At 55.7% G+C, this 15,410-nt stretch carries 12 protein-coding genes; 9 read left to right on the forward strand and 3 right to left on the reverse strand.

Annotated features, from left to right (window positions below; translation table 11 throughout):
- Positions 1-65 precede the first annotated feature (65 nt).
- The 7 genes from NQ230_RS09825 (at position 66) to NQ230_RS09855 (ending at position 10,132) form a co-directional block, all read left to right on the forward strand.
- On the forward strand, positions 66-2,606 hold the full coding sequence (locus NQ230_RS09825; protein ID WP_159514388.1) for a type VI secretion system Vgr family protein: 2,541 nt from the start codon (positions 66-68) through the stop codon (positions 2,604-2,606).
- Positions 2,575-3,099 (forward strand): hypothetical protein, encoded by a 525-nt coding sequence (locus NQ230_RS09830; RefSeq protein ID WP_257260959.1) that lies wholly within the window; start codon positions 2,575-2,577, stop codon positions 3,097-3,099. The genes NQ230_RS09825 and NQ230_RS09830 overlap by 32 nt, the downstream gene beginning before the upstream one ends.
- A 74-nt stretch (positions 3,100-3,173) precedes the next feature.
- On the forward strand, positions 3,174-3,728 hold the full coding sequence (locus NQ230_RS09835; protein ID WP_257260960.1) for a hypothetical protein: 555 nt from the start codon (positions 3,174-3,176) through the stop codon (positions 3,726-3,728).
- Between the two features lie 3 nt (positions 3,729-3,731).
- Positions 3,732-4,808, forward strand: coding sequence for an Ivy family c-type lysozyme inhibitor (locus tag NQ230_RS09840; protein ID WP_252030214.1), 1,077 nt, complete (start codon positions 3,732-3,734; stop codon positions 4,806-4,808).
- Positions 4,809-4,883: 75 nt separating this feature from the next.
- Positions 4,884-5,324 carry a DcrB-related protein gene (locus tag NQ230_RS09845; protein ID WP_159514385.1) on the forward strand — a complete coding sequence of 147 codons (441 nt, stop codon included), beginning with the start codon at positions 4,884-4,886 and terminating at the stop codon, positions 5,322-5,324.
- 3 nt (positions 5,325-5,327) lie between these two features.
- Positions 5,328-9,692 (forward strand): RHS repeat-associated core domain-containing protein, encoded by a 4,365-nt coding sequence (locus NQ230_RS09850; protein WP_257260963.1) that lies wholly within the window; start codon positions 5,328-5,330, stop codon positions 9,690-9,692.
- Positions 9,693-9,706: 14 nt separating this feature from the next.
- Positions 9,707-10,132, forward strand: a complete 426-nt coding sequence (locus tag NQ230_RS09855) for a hypothetical protein (RefSeq protein ID WP_023336006.1) — start codon at positions 9,707-9,709, stop codon at positions 10,130-10,132.
- A gap of 61 nt (positions 10,133-10,193) precedes the next feature.
- Here NQ230_RS09855 and ychF read toward each other — a convergent pair whose 3' ends face one another.
- Together ychF and pth are read right to left on the reverse strand one after the other, a co-directional pair.
- Complete coding sequence (gene ychF / locus NQ230_RS09860) at positions 10,194-11,288, reverse strand: redox-regulated ATPase YchF (RefSeq protein WP_023312134.1); 1,095 nt, start codon at positions 11,286-11,288, stop codon at positions 10,194-10,196.
- A gap of 126 nt (positions 11,289-11,414) precedes the next feature.
- A complete protein-coding gene (gene pth, locus NQ230_RS09865; protein ID WP_023336005.1) occupies positions 11,415-11,999 on the reverse strand; it encodes an aminoacyl-tRNA hydrolase in 585 nt (194 codons plus the stop codon).
- A 274-nt stretch (positions 12,000-12,273) separates the two neighbouring features.
- Between pth and ychH the strand changes: the two genes are divergently transcribed.
- Both ychH and NQ230_RS09875 read left to right on the forward strand, forming a co-directional pair.
- The gene (gene ychH, locus NQ230_RS09870; protein ID WP_032656663.1) at positions 12,274-12,549 is read left to right on the forward strand and encodes a stress-induced protein YchH; all 276 of its coding nucleotides are present in this window, start codon (positions 12,274-12,276) and stop codon (positions 12,547-12,549) included.
- Between the two features lie 120 nt (positions 12,550-12,669).
- Positions 12,670-13,728, forward strand: a complete 1,059-nt coding sequence (locus NQ230_RS09875) for a MerR family transcriptional regulator (protein WP_257260968.1) — start codon at positions 12,670-12,672, stop codon at positions 13,726-13,728.
- Here NQ230_RS09875 and dauA read toward each other — a convergent pair.
- Positions 13,714-15,393, reverse strand: a complete 1,680-nt coding sequence (gene dauA, locus NQ230_RS09880; protein ID WP_213822532.1) for a C4-dicarboxylic acid transporter DauA — start codon at positions 15,391-15,393, stop codon at positions 13,714-13,716. The two genes, NQ230_RS09875 and dauA, sit on opposite strands and share 15 nt — an antisense overlap.
- Between the last annotated feature and the right edge of the window lie 17 nt (positions 15,394-15,410).

Consider the following 15,410-nt stretch of genomic DNA (forward strand, 5'->3'; position numbering starts at 1 on the left):
AATTACGCTCAGTCACAGATGCGAACCTCTTTTCTGAATCGCATAAGCTAGATGGAATAAAGATTATGCTCAACCGAATTACCGTTCAGCTCCCGGTGGAGGGGCTTCTGTTCTGGAAACTGACGGGCCGCGAGGCGATGTCCGAGTCGTTCGCACTGACGCTGACCGTGCTCGGCACGGACGCGCGCATCGACCGCAGCAAGCTGCTGGGCCAGCCGGTCACGGTGACCATCCCGACGCAGAATCTGCTGACCTCCCGCTATGTTAACGGCAAGATTACCCGCGTGGCGGTCAGCGCCGTTGAGCTGACGGGCACCCGCTATGCGGTCTACCAGCTGACGGTGGAGCCGGACCTGTGGCCGATGAAGCGCGACCGTAACCTGCGTATTTTCCAGGGCCAGACGGTACCTCAGATTGTTAAAACCCTGCTCGGTGAGCATCAGGTCAACGTTGAGGACAAACTCACCGGCAGCTACCGGGTGTGGGACTACTGCGTGCAGTATCAGGAGTCCAGCCTGGACTTCATCAGCCGCCTGATGGAGCTGGAGGGGATTGCCTATCACTTCAGACATGAGGCGGATAAACACACCCTGGTTCTCACCGACGCTGCCACGCAGCATCAGCCGTTCAGCGGCTATGAGGTCATTCCTTACCACCAGACGCCGTCAGGCGGCAGCACGGATGAAGAGGGCATCAGCCAGTGGGCGCTGGAGGACAGCGTGACGCCGGGGATTTACAGCCTCGACGACTATGACTTCCGCAAGCCGAACGCGTGGCTGTTCCAGGCCCAGCAGAACCCGGCGTCGCCGAAGCCGGGCAGCATCGACGTGTACGACTGGCCGGGGCGCTTTGTGGATAAAGGGCACGGGGAGTTCTATGCCCGCATCCGTCAGGAGCGCTGGCAGGTTGAGCATCAGCAGATTCAGGCCACCGCGACGGCGGCGGGGATTGCGCCAGGGCACACCTTCACGTTAACCAACGCGCCGTTCTTCAGCGACAACGGCGAGTATCTGGTGACGGCAGCGGGTTACCACCTCGAAGAGAACCGCTACGCCAGCGGCGAGGGGGAGACCATTCACCGCACCGATTTCACGGTGATCCCGTCGGCAGTGGTGTACCGTCCGGCGCAGACCACGGCGTGGCCGCGCACCTACGGCCCCCAGACCGCGAAAGTCGTGGGCCCGAACGGCGAGAGTATCTGGACGGACAAATACGGTCGCGTGAAGGTGAAGTTCCACTGGGACCGCCTGGCGAAGGGCGATGACACCAGCTCCTGCTGGGTGCGCGTGTCGAGCGCGTGGGCGGGCCAGGGCTACGGCGGGGTGCAAATACCGCGCGTCGGCGACGAGGTGGTGGTGGACTTTATCAACGGCGACCCGGACCGGCCGATTATCACCGGGCGCGTGTACAACGACGCGAGCATGCCGCCGTGGGCGCTGCCTGCCGCGGCCACGCAGATGGGCTTTATGAGCCGCTCTAAGGGGGGCTCCGTGGACAACGCCAACGCCCTGCGTTTTGAGGACAAGGCGGGCGCAGAGCAGGTGTGGATCCAGGCCGAACGCAACATGGACACCAGCGTTAAAAATGATGAAACGCACAGCGTCGGCGGGGCGCGCAGCCATTACGTGAAGAAAAACGAGCTGCATCGCGTGGAAGCGAATCAGACCCAGGCGGTGAAAGGCGGGACCGAGATCCTGACGGGGAAAGGCAAGCTGGATGCAGCGGTGGAGCAGTATGTGATTGCTTCCGGGACGAAGCTGCGGCTGGTCTCCGGTGAAAGCGCGATTGAACTGAATGCTAACGGCAAGATTAACCTGATCGGCAAAGAGTTTAACTTCTTCGTGGAAGGGGATGGGTATATCACCACGGGCGGTAAGCTGCACCTGAATACCTCGGGAACCAAGCCGGGCACTACAGCACCGGGTTCTGAGCATAAAGGGGATATTGATGCGGCGGTGCAGGAGAAATTTGCGCCGGGAAAGGAGAGTAAGGCTGGTGTGGCTGCCAGCGCACCTGCCGAAACTTCTAAAAACGCTACGCCTCAAGCATCCAATGTTCCTTCAAGCGGATATGGAAAGGATGTTGATAGTCTTGTCGATAAATCACCTACTATGAAAAATGACATAGCTACGTTAAAGAAACGAGGCTGGACATTTGAAGAAGGTGAAGCAGGCAAGGGGACGTTTGCCAATCGTCAAAAGCGCGTTATTACCGTTGATAAAAATGAGCTCGGTAACCCGAATGCAGTCGTTCAGTCTCTGTCACATGAAAGTGGTCACGCTTTATATGAACCCAACATTGATTTTTCTTCGCGCGACGCCTATCTCAACAGCACACTCAGTGATGAAGGCGCTGCAACGTTGAACAATATCCGGGTCCAACGCGAAATCATAGCCAACAAGGGCGGGGATATCGGTATTGCAGGCAATCCAGCAAATCAGACACAATATAATCGTATCTATGATTCTCTCGAACGTGGGGCTATAAAGGAAAGTGAAGCGCGTACGCAGATAGGCCGTATCTTTGGCAAAGGCGAACAAACGTCTACCACAGGGCAATATTACGAAGATTATTATGGCGGTTGGTATGATAAAAATTATCCATAGTCTAAAAACGGGTGCGGTGCTTGCGGCTTTATTAACGACGGGAATGGCAGGTGGTAACATGCAGAAACAGGATCTTTGGCAGTTCATTTCAGAAATGAGCGCATCACTCAAAACGTTGTCCGTTAACAGTCTGGATAACGCTCCGTTATCATTCAAGCTAACGAAACAGAATGAATATATCAATTTCTACAATGCCGACGATATCAAACTGGCGGATGGAACGAACATTACTGCAATTGATTTACGTTTAAGTAAAGAAAGTGACGGTATGGCACCGTTACTGAATTTTTCACCGTCCGGCCAGTGCATCACTCTCGACACTGTTAAAAAACATTATCCGCAACTGACGTTAACTGATTATCCACGAGGCCGTTCGGAGAACGAAGTGACCAGTTATACAGCGGCAAAGGATATGAATGGACAAAAAGTAAGCTTCAGTTTCACGGTAAAAAAACCTGACTGCTTGGGTGGGGTCGCTATTAGCGCTGACTAAAATGCTTATTTCATTACTCACCGCTTTTTAAAGTGGTGAGTAGCATAATATTTATCCAGCAAATGACGATTAACGTGAAAAAACGCCTTTCTGTCTCTCTTTTTTTTACTCTCATGTCTACCTTTCTGAGCAGTTATGAAGTAGTGGCTCAGACTATGCCGCCCATTCTGGCTAAAGAGGATTTTTCTCTGCAGATAAAAGACCAGATTGTGGCACTGGGCGATAGATGGACTTCTGAGGTTGCGCGTAAAATTGCAGTTTCTGTGGAAGGTAGTTTTGTCGGTGAGGTTCTTTTTGACGGAACGAACTATAAATTCTACCAGCATCAGAAGACTGGTTTAAAAATATTCAGTTCCAATCTCTGGTGGGATAAAACCGAGCGAAGTGTTGATGAATATATTGTGGCGCAGATAACGCTAACTGCTCCGGAAGGCAAAACAGTTCGCGGGATCCATATTGGTTCAACAATAAATGAACTTGATAAAGCTTATGGTGGTGGCCATGTCGAAAATGACTCCGGGGAGCAGTGGGTTTCGTATGAATTGGGTAAGAAATTACTCTCTTTTGAGGTTAAGGACAGTAAGGTTGTAAAAATAACAATGAATTACGATAATGGTTCTTCAGAGTGACTTATGACCAAAAAATATCTTGCAGTCGTATTGTTCACCGCTTTATTGACAGGCGTCGTTGAAACGTCAACAGCGCTTGAATTATCGCAATACAATAAGCTTGATACGGTAAGTCGCATCGTTAACGATAGCGAAGTGAAAGACAATCTCAGGAAGACGCTGGGAAATCATTACCAGACCTTTATTGATAACTTTGATGTCTTCGGTGAACCGCATACCACCACAGGTGGAGGATTGTTTGTCGAAGGCTGGCTAAAGGATCTCTACCAGGAGAATGCGTCAGCGCTGGTCATCAATCCTGACGGCAAAATCTTTGCGGCCTGGGTGGTTCCGGAGTCGGACGTTATTCATTACCAGTCTTCTGATAATAGCCCGGTTATTCATGCCGATATACAGCAATGGGCCGCCAGATTCAATGCGATGCATTTTGCAACGAACAGCCAATCAGGCCTCGCGTTTGACGGAGAATGGGCTGGCGAATACGAGAACGACTCAACGTTAACCCTGCGGTTAGCTGAATCAGGCAACCGTATCACCGGGACTTATTGCTATATCACCCAGAGAGGAAACCGTATAGATTGCCCGGAAGATGATGAGCGTAATCTTAGCGGTACGATCGCAGGCAATCGTGCCAACGTTGAGTTCAACTCATCGTTTGGCGGCGTAGGCGGACGGGCTGTTCTGGAAATAAAGGGGAGTGAAATGGAATGGCGCTTAGTTACTCCTCCTCATAAAGGAAATTATTATGCTCCGCTGCGTTATACGTTACGTAAAGCCGCTTCGGTTCATAGCGCTGAAACCAGAAATCTCGACACCGAAAAGTTCTCTATTTCGCTGATAAATACGTGCGGTCATTTTGATAGCGAATGTAACCAGATGGCTTATCTCGGCGTGCGTAAAAGCGATAACAGTACGATCTCCTTAAGGGGAAAAACGTTGCACGACTCCGCAGGTAAAATAATCGGCTCAACGTACAAGAATGGCGAGACCGTTTACACCGTGACGTATGCACCCGCGAAATTGGTTGTCAGCAAAGGCAGCCATGTTTTAGTCGAACAGTCAGGCCAGTGGCTTAAATAATAAAAAAGCCAGCCAAAGGGCCAGCATGGATTGGCCTTCTTGTTTCTCACCATATTAATCATCCCGAGTTCACTTATGAAATACACCCTCCAGGAAGGTTCGTTTTCCCTTTTTCCTGCTGCCTGGCAGGATAACAGCATGAACATTATTCGCGATGACGAAAGCGGGCTGTCCGTGGTAGTCAGTCGCGGCGTTATCCCGGATGGCAGCAACTATGAACAAGAGTTTCACCGCCAGTGGGATGTGCTGCGTCCTCAGATGGGCGAAATTGCCCAGAGTGAATTCCGGAACGTAAAGGCCGGGCCTGACGGAAAAATTAACGGGCTGGAAGTTGAAACCACCTTTGACCGTAACGGCCAGCGCCTGTGGCAAAAACAGCTGGCCATTCAGACGCCGGGCAAACCGGTATTGATGATTTTTACCCTCTCGGCACTCAGAGCATTCACCGAAGAGGACGAGGTGCGCTGGAGCGCGCTTAAGCAGAGTCTGACGCTAAACGACAACCGGAATGTGTAAGGCATGAGCGATAACAACGCGGCCCGTAAGGGCGACGAGATTATTCACTCCAGCATTTTTGCTGACATCACCAGCATTGTTGCGGAAGGTGCCGCCTATGCGGTGATCGGCGCGGCGGTGGGCGCAGCAGCAACCGTAGCGGCGCCATTGCTGGGGGCGGGGGCAGCAGCTGCAGGCGTGGCAGCAATTGGATCCAGCTGTCTGTTAAGCGGCATCATTGGCGGCGTGCTGGCGAACGTGGCGGGGATCACCGACGATATCAGCAACGCCGCGGAAGGGTTAGGCAATGCGCTTTTCCCGCCGTCGCCTGCGGGTAAAATCACAACCGGTTCCAGCAATGTTCTCACCAACGCAATCCCCGCCGCGCGCGCGGCAGGCACGCTGACGCCCGCCGATACACCGTCCCCTGAGCCGCAGTCGCCGGGCAGCTTTGCCGATTACGCGGGCATGCTGCTTTCCGCCGCCGGACAGTTTGGCAGCGAAATGTGGCAGCCGAGCGTGGCCTCTGCCGCCGCGGGAACCTCGCCGCTGGAAGAAGACAAGGTGGCGTGCGAAAAGCACTCCGGGCCGCAGTATCTGGCGGAAGGCTCTAAAAGCGTCTTTATCAACGGGCAGCCCGCGGTGCGCGCGAAAGATCGCACTACCTGCGAAGGTACCGTTTCCGACGATGTCTCCCCGAACGTGATCATAGGCGGGGACACGCTCACGGTCCGCGATATCAAAAGCGGTAAAACGCCGGGTCTGGCGCTGGGGATGATTGCGCTCTCTCTGCTGCGCGGGCGTCCGGGCAAGATCCTGAAAAACATGCCCTGTGCACTGGCTTCAGCTGGCGGCGGGATGCTGGCCGATATGGCGGTAAATGCCGTGTTTGGCTCCTCGCACCCTGTTCACGCCGCCACCGGCGTGAAGGTGCTGAATGACGACGACGAACTCGATTTCTCGCTGCCGGGGCGCTTCCCGCTTCACTGGCAGCGCAGCTACAACAGCCTGACCACCCGCGAAGGGCTATTTGGTCTGGGCTGGGCAACCACCTTTGACAGCTATCTGGCGCTGGAAGAAAACAATGCCACCTGGTTCGATGAAACCGGGCGCGAGCTGAGCTTCGAGCTGCCGCCTGTCGACCGCGCGTTTTACAGCATCAGCGAAGGCATCATTATCCGCCGTAATGAGAACGGCGACGTGGCGATTGCCGACGATGACGGTGCGGTATGGCGTCTGTATAAACCGACCCGGGCGAATCCATCCATCCTGCGTCTGGCCTCCCTCAGCGATGAATACGGCAACGCGCTGCTGACGGAGTGGGACGAGCACGGCAGGCTGGTTGGTCTTCACGACGAGCCGCGGGCGATAGACGTCACCCTGCGCTATGAAGATGAACGATTCCCGCAGCGCGCTACCGCTGCCAGCCATTTCGACGGCAACCAGACATGGCCGCTGATGCAGTGGGGCTACGACGCGCGCGGCCAGCTGGCAAGCGCGACGGATGCCTCCGGCGTGGTGACGCGTGAATACCGCTATAACGACCACGGGCTGATGGTCTGGCACCGGATGCCGGGCGGCCTGGAGAGCGAATACCGCTGGAAAAAATTCGATCACTGGCGGGTGGTGGAAAACCGCACCAGCACCGGTGACGGATGCCGCTTTAGCTACGATTTAGCTGCCGGGTTAACGATCGTTGAGCACTATGATGGTCAGACGCGCCGCCACTACTGGAACGCGCAAAATCTGATTGTCCGCTACGTTGACGAGCGCGGTGAAAACTGGCGCTACGAGTGGGATGACAACGAGCTTCTGACGCGTCGCATCGATCCGCTCGGAAACGCCGTCACCTTCGTCTATGACGAGATGGGCAACCGGGTTCAGGAGACCGATGCCGACGGCAATACCCGCACCACCACCTGGCTGGAGCACCGCGCGCTTCCTGCGGCCATTATCGAAGCCGACGGCAGCGCCACCCGGTTCTGGTACGACGAACATCACGGGCTGAAGCGCGTGGTGGACCCGATGGGACAGACCACGCAACTGCGCCGGGACGCGTTCGGCCAGGTCGTCGAAGAGGTCGATGCCGCCGGAAACAGCCGCTACCAGGAGTACAACGAGGCCGGGCAGATCGTTCGTGCGACGGACTGTTCCGGGCGTATTACCCGCTACCGCTATCATCCGTTGGGCTGGCTGGTGGCTGAAGTTAGCGCCGACGGTGAAGAGACCCGTTATCGCTACGACGCCGCAGGGCGTCCGGTACAGCTCGATCGTCCGGAAGGCTGGACGGAATCGCTCAAATGGAACGAACGTGGCTTGCCGGTGAAGCATGCTGGCGCCGACGGTAAAGAAAGTGAGTTCAGATACGATGAGGCAGGGCGCTTAACCGCGACGCGCAATACCAAGGGCGAAGAGGTGCGTCGCCGCTGGGACAGCCGCGGGCGTCTGATTGCCCTGGAAAACGAAAACGGCGAAGCGTATCAGTTCCGCTGGGGCGCGGATTCGCTGCTGCTGGAAGAGGTAGGGCTCGATGGCGTAGCCTCGCAGTATCGCTACGACGCCTGCGGGCGCACGATAGCGCGCACGTTTGCCGCCGGTCATCCGGAGGCCATTACCCACGCCTTCGTCTGGAGCGCGAGCGGCCAGCTGGTCGCCCGTACCACGCCGGAAGGGCAGACACGCTACCGCTACACTCCGTCCGGGCTGTTAAGCCGGATAGGGCTGCATCCTGCGCTTTCAGCCGACGCATGGACCACCGAGGCAGAGCAGGAGCTCGCCTTTGACTATGACGCGCTTGGTCGCGTCACACGTGAAGCGGGCGAGCACGGCGAGCTGGCGTGGGAGTATGACGCGCTGGGCAACCGCACCTCCGTCACGCTTCCCGATGGCCGCGAGCTAAAGCAGTTCTACTACGGCAGTGGGCATCTGCTCAGCATTGCTCTCGATAAGCTGTCGGTCTCCGACTTTACCCGTGACGAACTCCACCGCGAGACCAGCCGCACTCAGGGGCTGCTGACCACCCGCAGCGAATACGACCGCCTTGGTCGGCTGCATCGCCGGGACGTCTTTACCGGCAATGCCCAGCGCCCGTCGCCGCGCCGCTGGTCCCGCCGCTGGGATTACGACTATCGCAATAACCTGGTGAGGGAAGAGCGGGACGATAACCCGTTCAGCTGGTACCGCTGGCAGTACGACAGCGCCGGGCGCCTGCTCGTTCAGGACGGGACGCTGCCCGGACAGGAGCAGTGGCGCTGGGACGCTGCCGGTAACCCGCTCGAAGGTTCTGCTGAGAAGGTCACGCACAACCGCCTGACGCAGATGAACGGCATTCGCTGGCGCTATGACATCCACGGCCGCACCGTGGAGAAAGATAACGGCCAGACCCGCTGGCACTACCGCTACGACGGTGAACATCGCCTGACGGAGGTTATCAGCCAGCCGCGGGACCGCAACAAGCCGCAGACGCAGGTCAGCTTCCGCTACGATCCGCTCGGGCGACGCATCAGCAAAACGCGACGCCAGATGCTGGGCGGACAGCCAACCGGCAAGCCGGTCACCACCCGATTTGTCTGGGAAGGGTTCCGCCTGCTGCAGGAGGTGCACGGGGATGTGCCGCTCACCTACGTTTACAGCGATCAGGACAGCTACGACCCGCTGGCGCGTATTGACGGCGTGGAAGCCCCGGAGATTTTCTGGTTCCACTGCCAGCCCAACGGCACGCCGGAGCGGATGACGGATATCGAAGGGCAGGTACGCTGGGAAGGGGTGAACAGCGCCTGGGGCAAGCTGCTGCGGGAAAGCGAGACGCAGGTATCAGGATATTCTCAGAACCTGCGCATGCAGGGGCAATACCTGGACCGTGAGACAGGGCTGCACTACAATCTGTTCCGGTATTATGACCCGGACTGCGGGCGGTTTACGCAGCAGGACCCGATAGGGTTGGCGGGGGGGATTAACCTTTACCAGTATGCGCCGAATGCGCTGGGATGGGTGGATCCGTGGGGGTTGAGTTGCCGTAAAAAATTTATGGGAAGAACCCCGGGAAAAAATAGTAAAACTGGACGTGAAGTAATCGCACGAATGCGAGGAGAAGGACGTATTCGTGGTACGGGCGATAGGATGCAATTTAAAAGCTCAACTGATGGTAAATGGTACCGTATTCAGGATGCGGACATGGCTCATTTAACAGATGCAGTTAAATACTGGAATCAGAAGGGTGGCTACTATGGTCCTAAATCTCGTGAGGTCAGAGCCTTTATGAGAGATTCCAGAAATTATGAGCTTGAATATTATGGCCACAATCGGTCTCAGGGAGCGCTGCTACCTGATAGATATAAAGATTCCGCTGATTTTATTGGCCCACAGGAAAAATCCCAATATTTCCAATGAAGGAGCATTGTTCCATGAAAGATCTTGAAGACCCAAAAATTGAATCCGAAATTAACTCCTTTGTTGAAAAAGGAAACGAGTTTCACGATGACAAAAAATACGCTGAGGCTTTAGAGCAATACCAAAAAGCATGGCAAGCTCTCCCTGAACCAAAGCTTGAATGGGAACTTGCCAACTGGATCTCTGCGTGCATGTACAGCGCATATTTTGATCTCGCCGATTACGATGAGGCGAAGAAATGGGGAGAGACGACGTTGCGCACACGTGGATCGGATATAGACACTGCACCATCAATCGACCTCGGTATGGTCTGTTACGAGTTGAATCAATTCGATGAAGCGTATAAATATTTCAACGATGCTTATAACTACGGCAAAGAGCGTGCGTTTCAGGATAGACCTAAAAAATACCTTGAGTTCTATCTGCGCAAGAGGGCGTAAAATCGGTAATTTATGAAAAAAAATCCACGCCTAAGCGTGGATTTTTTTCATTCAAAACAAATCAGACGTTAAACAAGAAGTTCATCACATCGCCATCTTTAACGATGTAATCTTTCCCTTCCGCACGCATTTTGCCTGCTTCTTTCGCACCTTGCTCACCCTTGTAGGTGATAAAGTCTTCAAACGCGATAGTCTGCGCACGAATAAAGCCTTTCTCGAAGTCGGTGTGGATCTTACCGGCAGCCTGAGGCGCAGTCGCACCCACAGGGATCGTCCACGCACGCACTTCCTTCACGCCAGCGGTGAAGTAGGTCTGCAGGTTCAGCAGCTCATAGCCCGCGCGAATGACGCGGTTCAGGCCCGGCTCTTCCAGACCCAGCTCGGCCATGAACTCTTCACGGTCGGCGTCGTCCAGCTCGGCGATGTCGGATTCAACTGCAGCGCAAACCGCCACAACCACAGAACCTTCAGCCGCTGCGATTTCGCGCACTTTATCCAGGTACGGGTTGTTCTCGAAACCGTCTTCGTTAACGTTGGCGATGTACATGGTTGGCTTCAGGGTCAGGAAGCTCAGGTATTTGATCGCCGCCTTGTCTTCTTCAGTCAGGTTTTTCAGCGCGCGCAGCATGCCCGCGTTTTCCAGCTGTGGCAGGCATTTTTCCAGCGCAGCCAGTTCCGCTTTCGCGTCCTTGTCGCCGCCTTTGGCTTTCTTCTGCACGCGGTGAATCGCGCGTTCGCAGGTGTCGAGATCAGAGAGCGCCAGCTCGGTGTTGATGACCTCGATGTCGTCAGCCGGATCCACTTTGTTGTTTACGTGGATGATATTGTCGTTCTCGAAGCAGCGCACAACGTGGCCGATCGCTTCGGTTTCACGAATGTTGGTCAGGAACTGGTTACCCAGGCCTTCACCTTTGGATGCGCCTTTTACCAGGCCCGCGATGTCCACGAATTCCATGGTGGTTGGCAGGATGCGCTGCGGCTTCACGATTTCCGCGAGCTGATCCAGACGCGGATCCGGCATTGGCACAACGCCGGTGTTAGGTTCGATGGTACAGAACGGGAAGTTCGCCGCTTCGATACCCGCTTTGGTAAGCGCGTTAAACAGGGTGGATTTGCCCACGTTTGGCAGACCGACGATACCGCATTTGAATCCCATTTCTAAATCACCTTAATAGCTTGATAATCAATCCGTTATCGTTAACTGACTGATGAAAAGTAAATAACTACGCCTATTATACACGTAACCCGCATGACGCGCGGTAAAAAAGCCGGATTGGGCGGATTATTGCGCTTTGAAAGCGTGCAAGCGGTTTGTCGCTTTGGTTAACCCATCTTTCAGCCAGATTTCGGTGCAGCGCGCCGCTTCGTCTACCGCCTCATCAATCAGTTTCTGCTCAGAAACCGGGGGCTTACCGAGTACGAAACCGACAACTTTGTTTTTATCGCCCGGATGACCGATTCCTACGCGCAAACGGTGAAAATTCGGGTTATTACCCAGCTTGCTGATGATGTCTTTAAGACCGTTATGGCCGCCGTGCCCGCCGCCCAGTTTGAATTTTGCCACGCCGGGCGGGAGATCCAGCTCATCGTGAGCCACCAGAATTTCATCCGGATTGATGCGATAAAACGTTGCCATTGCCGCCACGGCTTTACCGCTCAGGTTCATAAAGGTGGTGGGCACCAGTAAACGAACATCCGCACCAGCAAGGTTGATACGCGAGGTATACCCGAAGAATTTAGGTTCTTCACGCAGAGGAGCACGTAACCGCTCGGCCAGCAGATCGACGTACCATGCCCCGGCATTATGGCGTGTGGCCGCATATTCTGCGCCCGGGTTGGCGAGGCCGACAATCAGTTTAATCGTCACGATTCAATTCCTAATGGGTTCCAGATCTGGCGCGTAGTTTACTGTCTGGCGCGCCGCTTGACAAAATTCTGCGATCTTCTCAGCGAAATACGAATAATTTCTGATTTGAACAATTAGAATTTCAAGCTGTTCAAAGTCTTATTTGTAAACTTTTGTTTGGGAGTTATCTGTAATTGTGATCATTCACGCAACTCATAAAAGGGGCGTTGTCTATACTTTACACACAAGGATTAGGGGCTTTTCCCCTGACAACCCAAAGTTCCGGAGGTGACACATGAAACGCAAAAACGCTTCGTTACTCGGTAACGTGCTGATGGGATTGGGGCTGTTCGTGATGGTAGCCGGCGTGGGTTATTCAATTTTAAACCAGTTACCGCAGCTTGACCTCCCGCAATACTTTGCGCATGGCGCGATATTGAGCATCTTCGTTGGTGCGGTATTGTGGCTGGCAGGGGCTCGCGTGAGCGGCCATGAGGAAGTGTGTGACAAATACTGGTGGGTGCGCCACTACGATAAACGCTGTCGTCGCGACCAGCATAAGCACAGCTAGTGCTACGATAAAGAACACCGAAACGGCTCCCGAGGGAGTCGTTTTTTTTGCATCAAGGGTTGACCCTCACGTAACGTAAGGCTCCAGAGTGGCACCACTGGCAAAGAAAAAGGAGCAGCTATGTTGATTCAGGTGGGTGAGCTGGCGAAACGTGCCGGGATCACCGTGCGGACATTGCACCACTATGAGCAAACAGGGTTGTTGCTGCCTTCTGCCAGAAGCGCGGCAGGTTACCGGCTTTACAACCTGGCGGATGTTCAGCGTCTGCACATGATCCAGGCGCTGGCAAAAGCGGGGCTGGAACTTGCTGAAATCAGGGATTTCCTGGAACAGGAGTCGCTGTCGTTAACCGAGTTACTCGATGCGCAAATCACGCTGCTGGATAAACAGCTGCGCAGCATACATACGCTGCGCGACCGTCTGGTGGAGCTGCGGACCGGGCTTATCGACGATGCGACGCCGGATCTGGAATCCTGGCTACAGACTCTGGAGTTAATGAATATGTACGATCGCTGGTTTAGCAAAGAAGAGTTACAGCAGCTGCCGTTTGCGATGCAGAAGGATGCGCTGACGGCTATCTGGTCGGGGCTGGTTACAGAGGCCAAAACGCTTCTGGAGCAACATATACCCGTTACGGACGCGCGAGCCATGGATCTGGCGACGCGCTGGATGGAACGCCTGGAGCAGGACACGGCGGGCAAGCCGGAGTTTCTCACCCGGCTGAACGAGATGCACAGCGTTGAACCGCAGATGCAGGTGCAGACCGGTATCACGCCTGAGATGACGGATTACATCACGCGCGCGTTTGCGGAATCTAAGCTCAGCATATGGGAGAAGTATCTCACCGCCGAAGAGATGGCCTTTACCCGGGCACACTACTTTGACCGCATGATGGAGTGGCCGCCGCTGGTGGCGAAACTGCATCAGGCGCAGCGGGATAATATCGATCCTGCCTCGGAGGAGGCGCAAAAGCTGGCTGAAAACTGGCTGGCATTGTTCCAGTCTTACGCGGGCACCAACCCGGAAACTCAGCAAAAGTTTCGCGCTGCAATGCAGCAGGAGGCGCACCTGATGAAAGGAACATGGATGACGCCTGCCGTGCTTGCGTGGCTCCAGCAGGCGATCGGGGTGATGATGCAGAAACGTTTCTCTGCATCAGGTCACTCACAGATCCGCTAACGCGGCGTCACGGTTAGGGTAAAAGGAGAGTCGGCCAGGGATAGGCTGCACGCCCGCGCGCGCCATGGTGCGCAGCGGCTGAAACTCCAGGTTACTCACCCGCAGCTCACAGCCTTCCGGCAGACGTGCCACAAAGCGCTGGAAGGCATCCAGGCCGCCTGCATCCAGCACGGGTACGGCATCCCACTTCAGCACCACAACCCGTTTGCCCGCGATGCGGGACTCCAGATCGCTAAACAAACCTTCCGCCGCGGCGAAGAACAGCGGGCCAATCACGCGCAGCACCAGCACATCGTCAGGCACCTCGACGTTAACCGGGGAAAGGCGCGTCATCTGCGCGATGCGGCGCATAAACAGCAGGGACGCCAGCACGATCCCGACGCTGATGGCGATGACCATATCGAACAGCACGGTCAGCGACATGCAGATCAGCATCACGATGATGTCGTCTTTCGGCGCGCGACGCAGCAGGTTCACCACTTTATGCGCCTCACTCATGTTCCAGGCCACCATCAGCAGCAGGGCAGCCATGGCGGAAAGCGGCAGCCAGGAGAGCAGCGGGGCGAGGATCAGCAGGGCGAGGATCACCAGTACGGAGTGGATAACCGCCGAAACGGGTGAGGTTGCCCCCGCGCGCACGTTGGCAGCAGAGCGGGCGATGGCTGCCGTTGCGGTAATACCGCCGAAGAACGGCGCGACGAGGTTGCCTAATCCCTGACCAACCAGCTCGCTGTTGGCTTTGTGTTTGGTGCCGGTCATACCGTCCAGAACGACGGCACAGAGCAGGGATTCAATCGCCCCCAGCATCGCCATAGAGAACGCGGCGGGAAGCAGGGCACGGAGGGAATCCCAGCTTAGGGTGAAGCTGGAACCGGGCATGTCCCACGGGAGCACCAGCTGCGGCAACAGTTGCGGAATGCCGCTGCCCTGTGAACCGTCCGCCAGAACATAGTGAAACTGCGAGCCAATAGTCGCGACATGGCCACCGAACATATTGACGAGGGCCATCACCGCGCAGCCCAGCAGCAGAGCGGGTAAATGGCCCGGCAGACGGATCCCCAGACGTGGCCAGACGATCAGCGTACCCAGCGTTACAATCCCGATGGCGGCATCGCCCAGGTTGGCCGTCGGCAGCGCCATAAACAGCGCCCCCACTTTTTGCAGGTAGTGCTCCGGTACGTGGGACATCTGCAGGCCGAGAAAGTCCTTGATCTGCATGGTTCCGATGGTGATACCAATCCCCGAGGTGAATCCCAGCGTCACGGAAAGGGGGATGTACTCGATCAGCCGCCCAAAGCGTGCCAGGCCAAACAGAATCAAAAAGACGCCGGACATCAGGGTGGCGACCAGCAGGCCTGCCAGACCAAACTGCTGCGAAACTGGGTAGAGGATCACCACGAAGGCGGCGGTCGGGCCGGAGACGCTGAAGCGCGAGCCGCCCGTCAGGGCAATGACTATCCCGGCAACGGCCGAGGTGTACAGACCGTACTGTGGCGCAACGCCGCTGCCAATCGCCAGCGCCATCGCCAGCGGAATGGCGATAATGCCGACGGTGATCCCGGCAATCAGGTCACGGACAAAGCGTGACGAGGTGTACTTCTCTTTCCAGCAGGCGTCGATGAGGGCGCGAAAGGGCAGAACATGTGAGGAGGTTACGTTTTTCACAATTATCTATCATCCGT

Origin of the sequence: Enterobacter asburiae (assembly GCF_024599655.1) — a bacterium.
GTDB lineage: Bacteria > Pseudomonadota > Gammaproteobacteria > Enterobacterales > Enterobacteriaceae > Enterobacter > Enterobacter asburiae_D.

Excerpts from the sequence above, each read along its gene's own strand:
- ychH (WP_032656663.1), top strand. The coding sequence starts at position 12,274 with ATGAAACGCAAAAACGCTTCGTTACTCGGTAACGTGCTGATGGGATTG.
- NQ230_RS09875 (WP_257260968.1), top strand. The coding sequence starts at position 12,670 with ATGTTGATTCAGGTGGGTGAGCTGGCGAAACGTGCCGGGATCACCGTG.
- ychF (WP_023312134.1), bottom strand. The coding sequence starts at position 11,288 with ATGGGATTCAAATGCGGTATCGTCGGTCTGCCAAACGTGGGCAAATCC.
- NQ230_RS09855 (WP_023336006.1), top strand. The coding sequence starts at position 9,707 with ATGAAAGATCTTGAAGACCCAAAAATTGAATCCGAAATTAACTCCTTT.
- NQ230_RS09850 (WP_257260963.1), top strand. The coding sequence starts at position 5,328 with ATGAGCGATAACAACGCGGCCCGTAAGGGCGACGAGATTATTCACTCC.
- NQ230_RS09825 (WP_159514388.1), top strand. The coding sequence starts at position 66 with ATGCTCAACCGAATTACCGTTCAGCTCCCGGTGGAGGGGCTTCTGTTC.
- NQ230_RS09845 (WP_159514385.1), top strand. The coding sequence starts at position 4,884 with ATGAAATACACCCTCCAGGAAGGTTCGTTTTCCCTTTTTCCTGCTGCC.
- NQ230_RS09830 (WP_257260959.1), top strand. The coding sequence starts at position 2,575 with ATGGCGGTTGGTATGATAAAAATTATCCATAGTCTAAAAACGGGTGCG.
- NQ230_RS09840 (WP_252030214.1), top strand. The coding sequence starts at position 3,732 with ATGACCAAAAAATATCTTGCAGTCGTATTGTTCACCGCTTTATTGACA.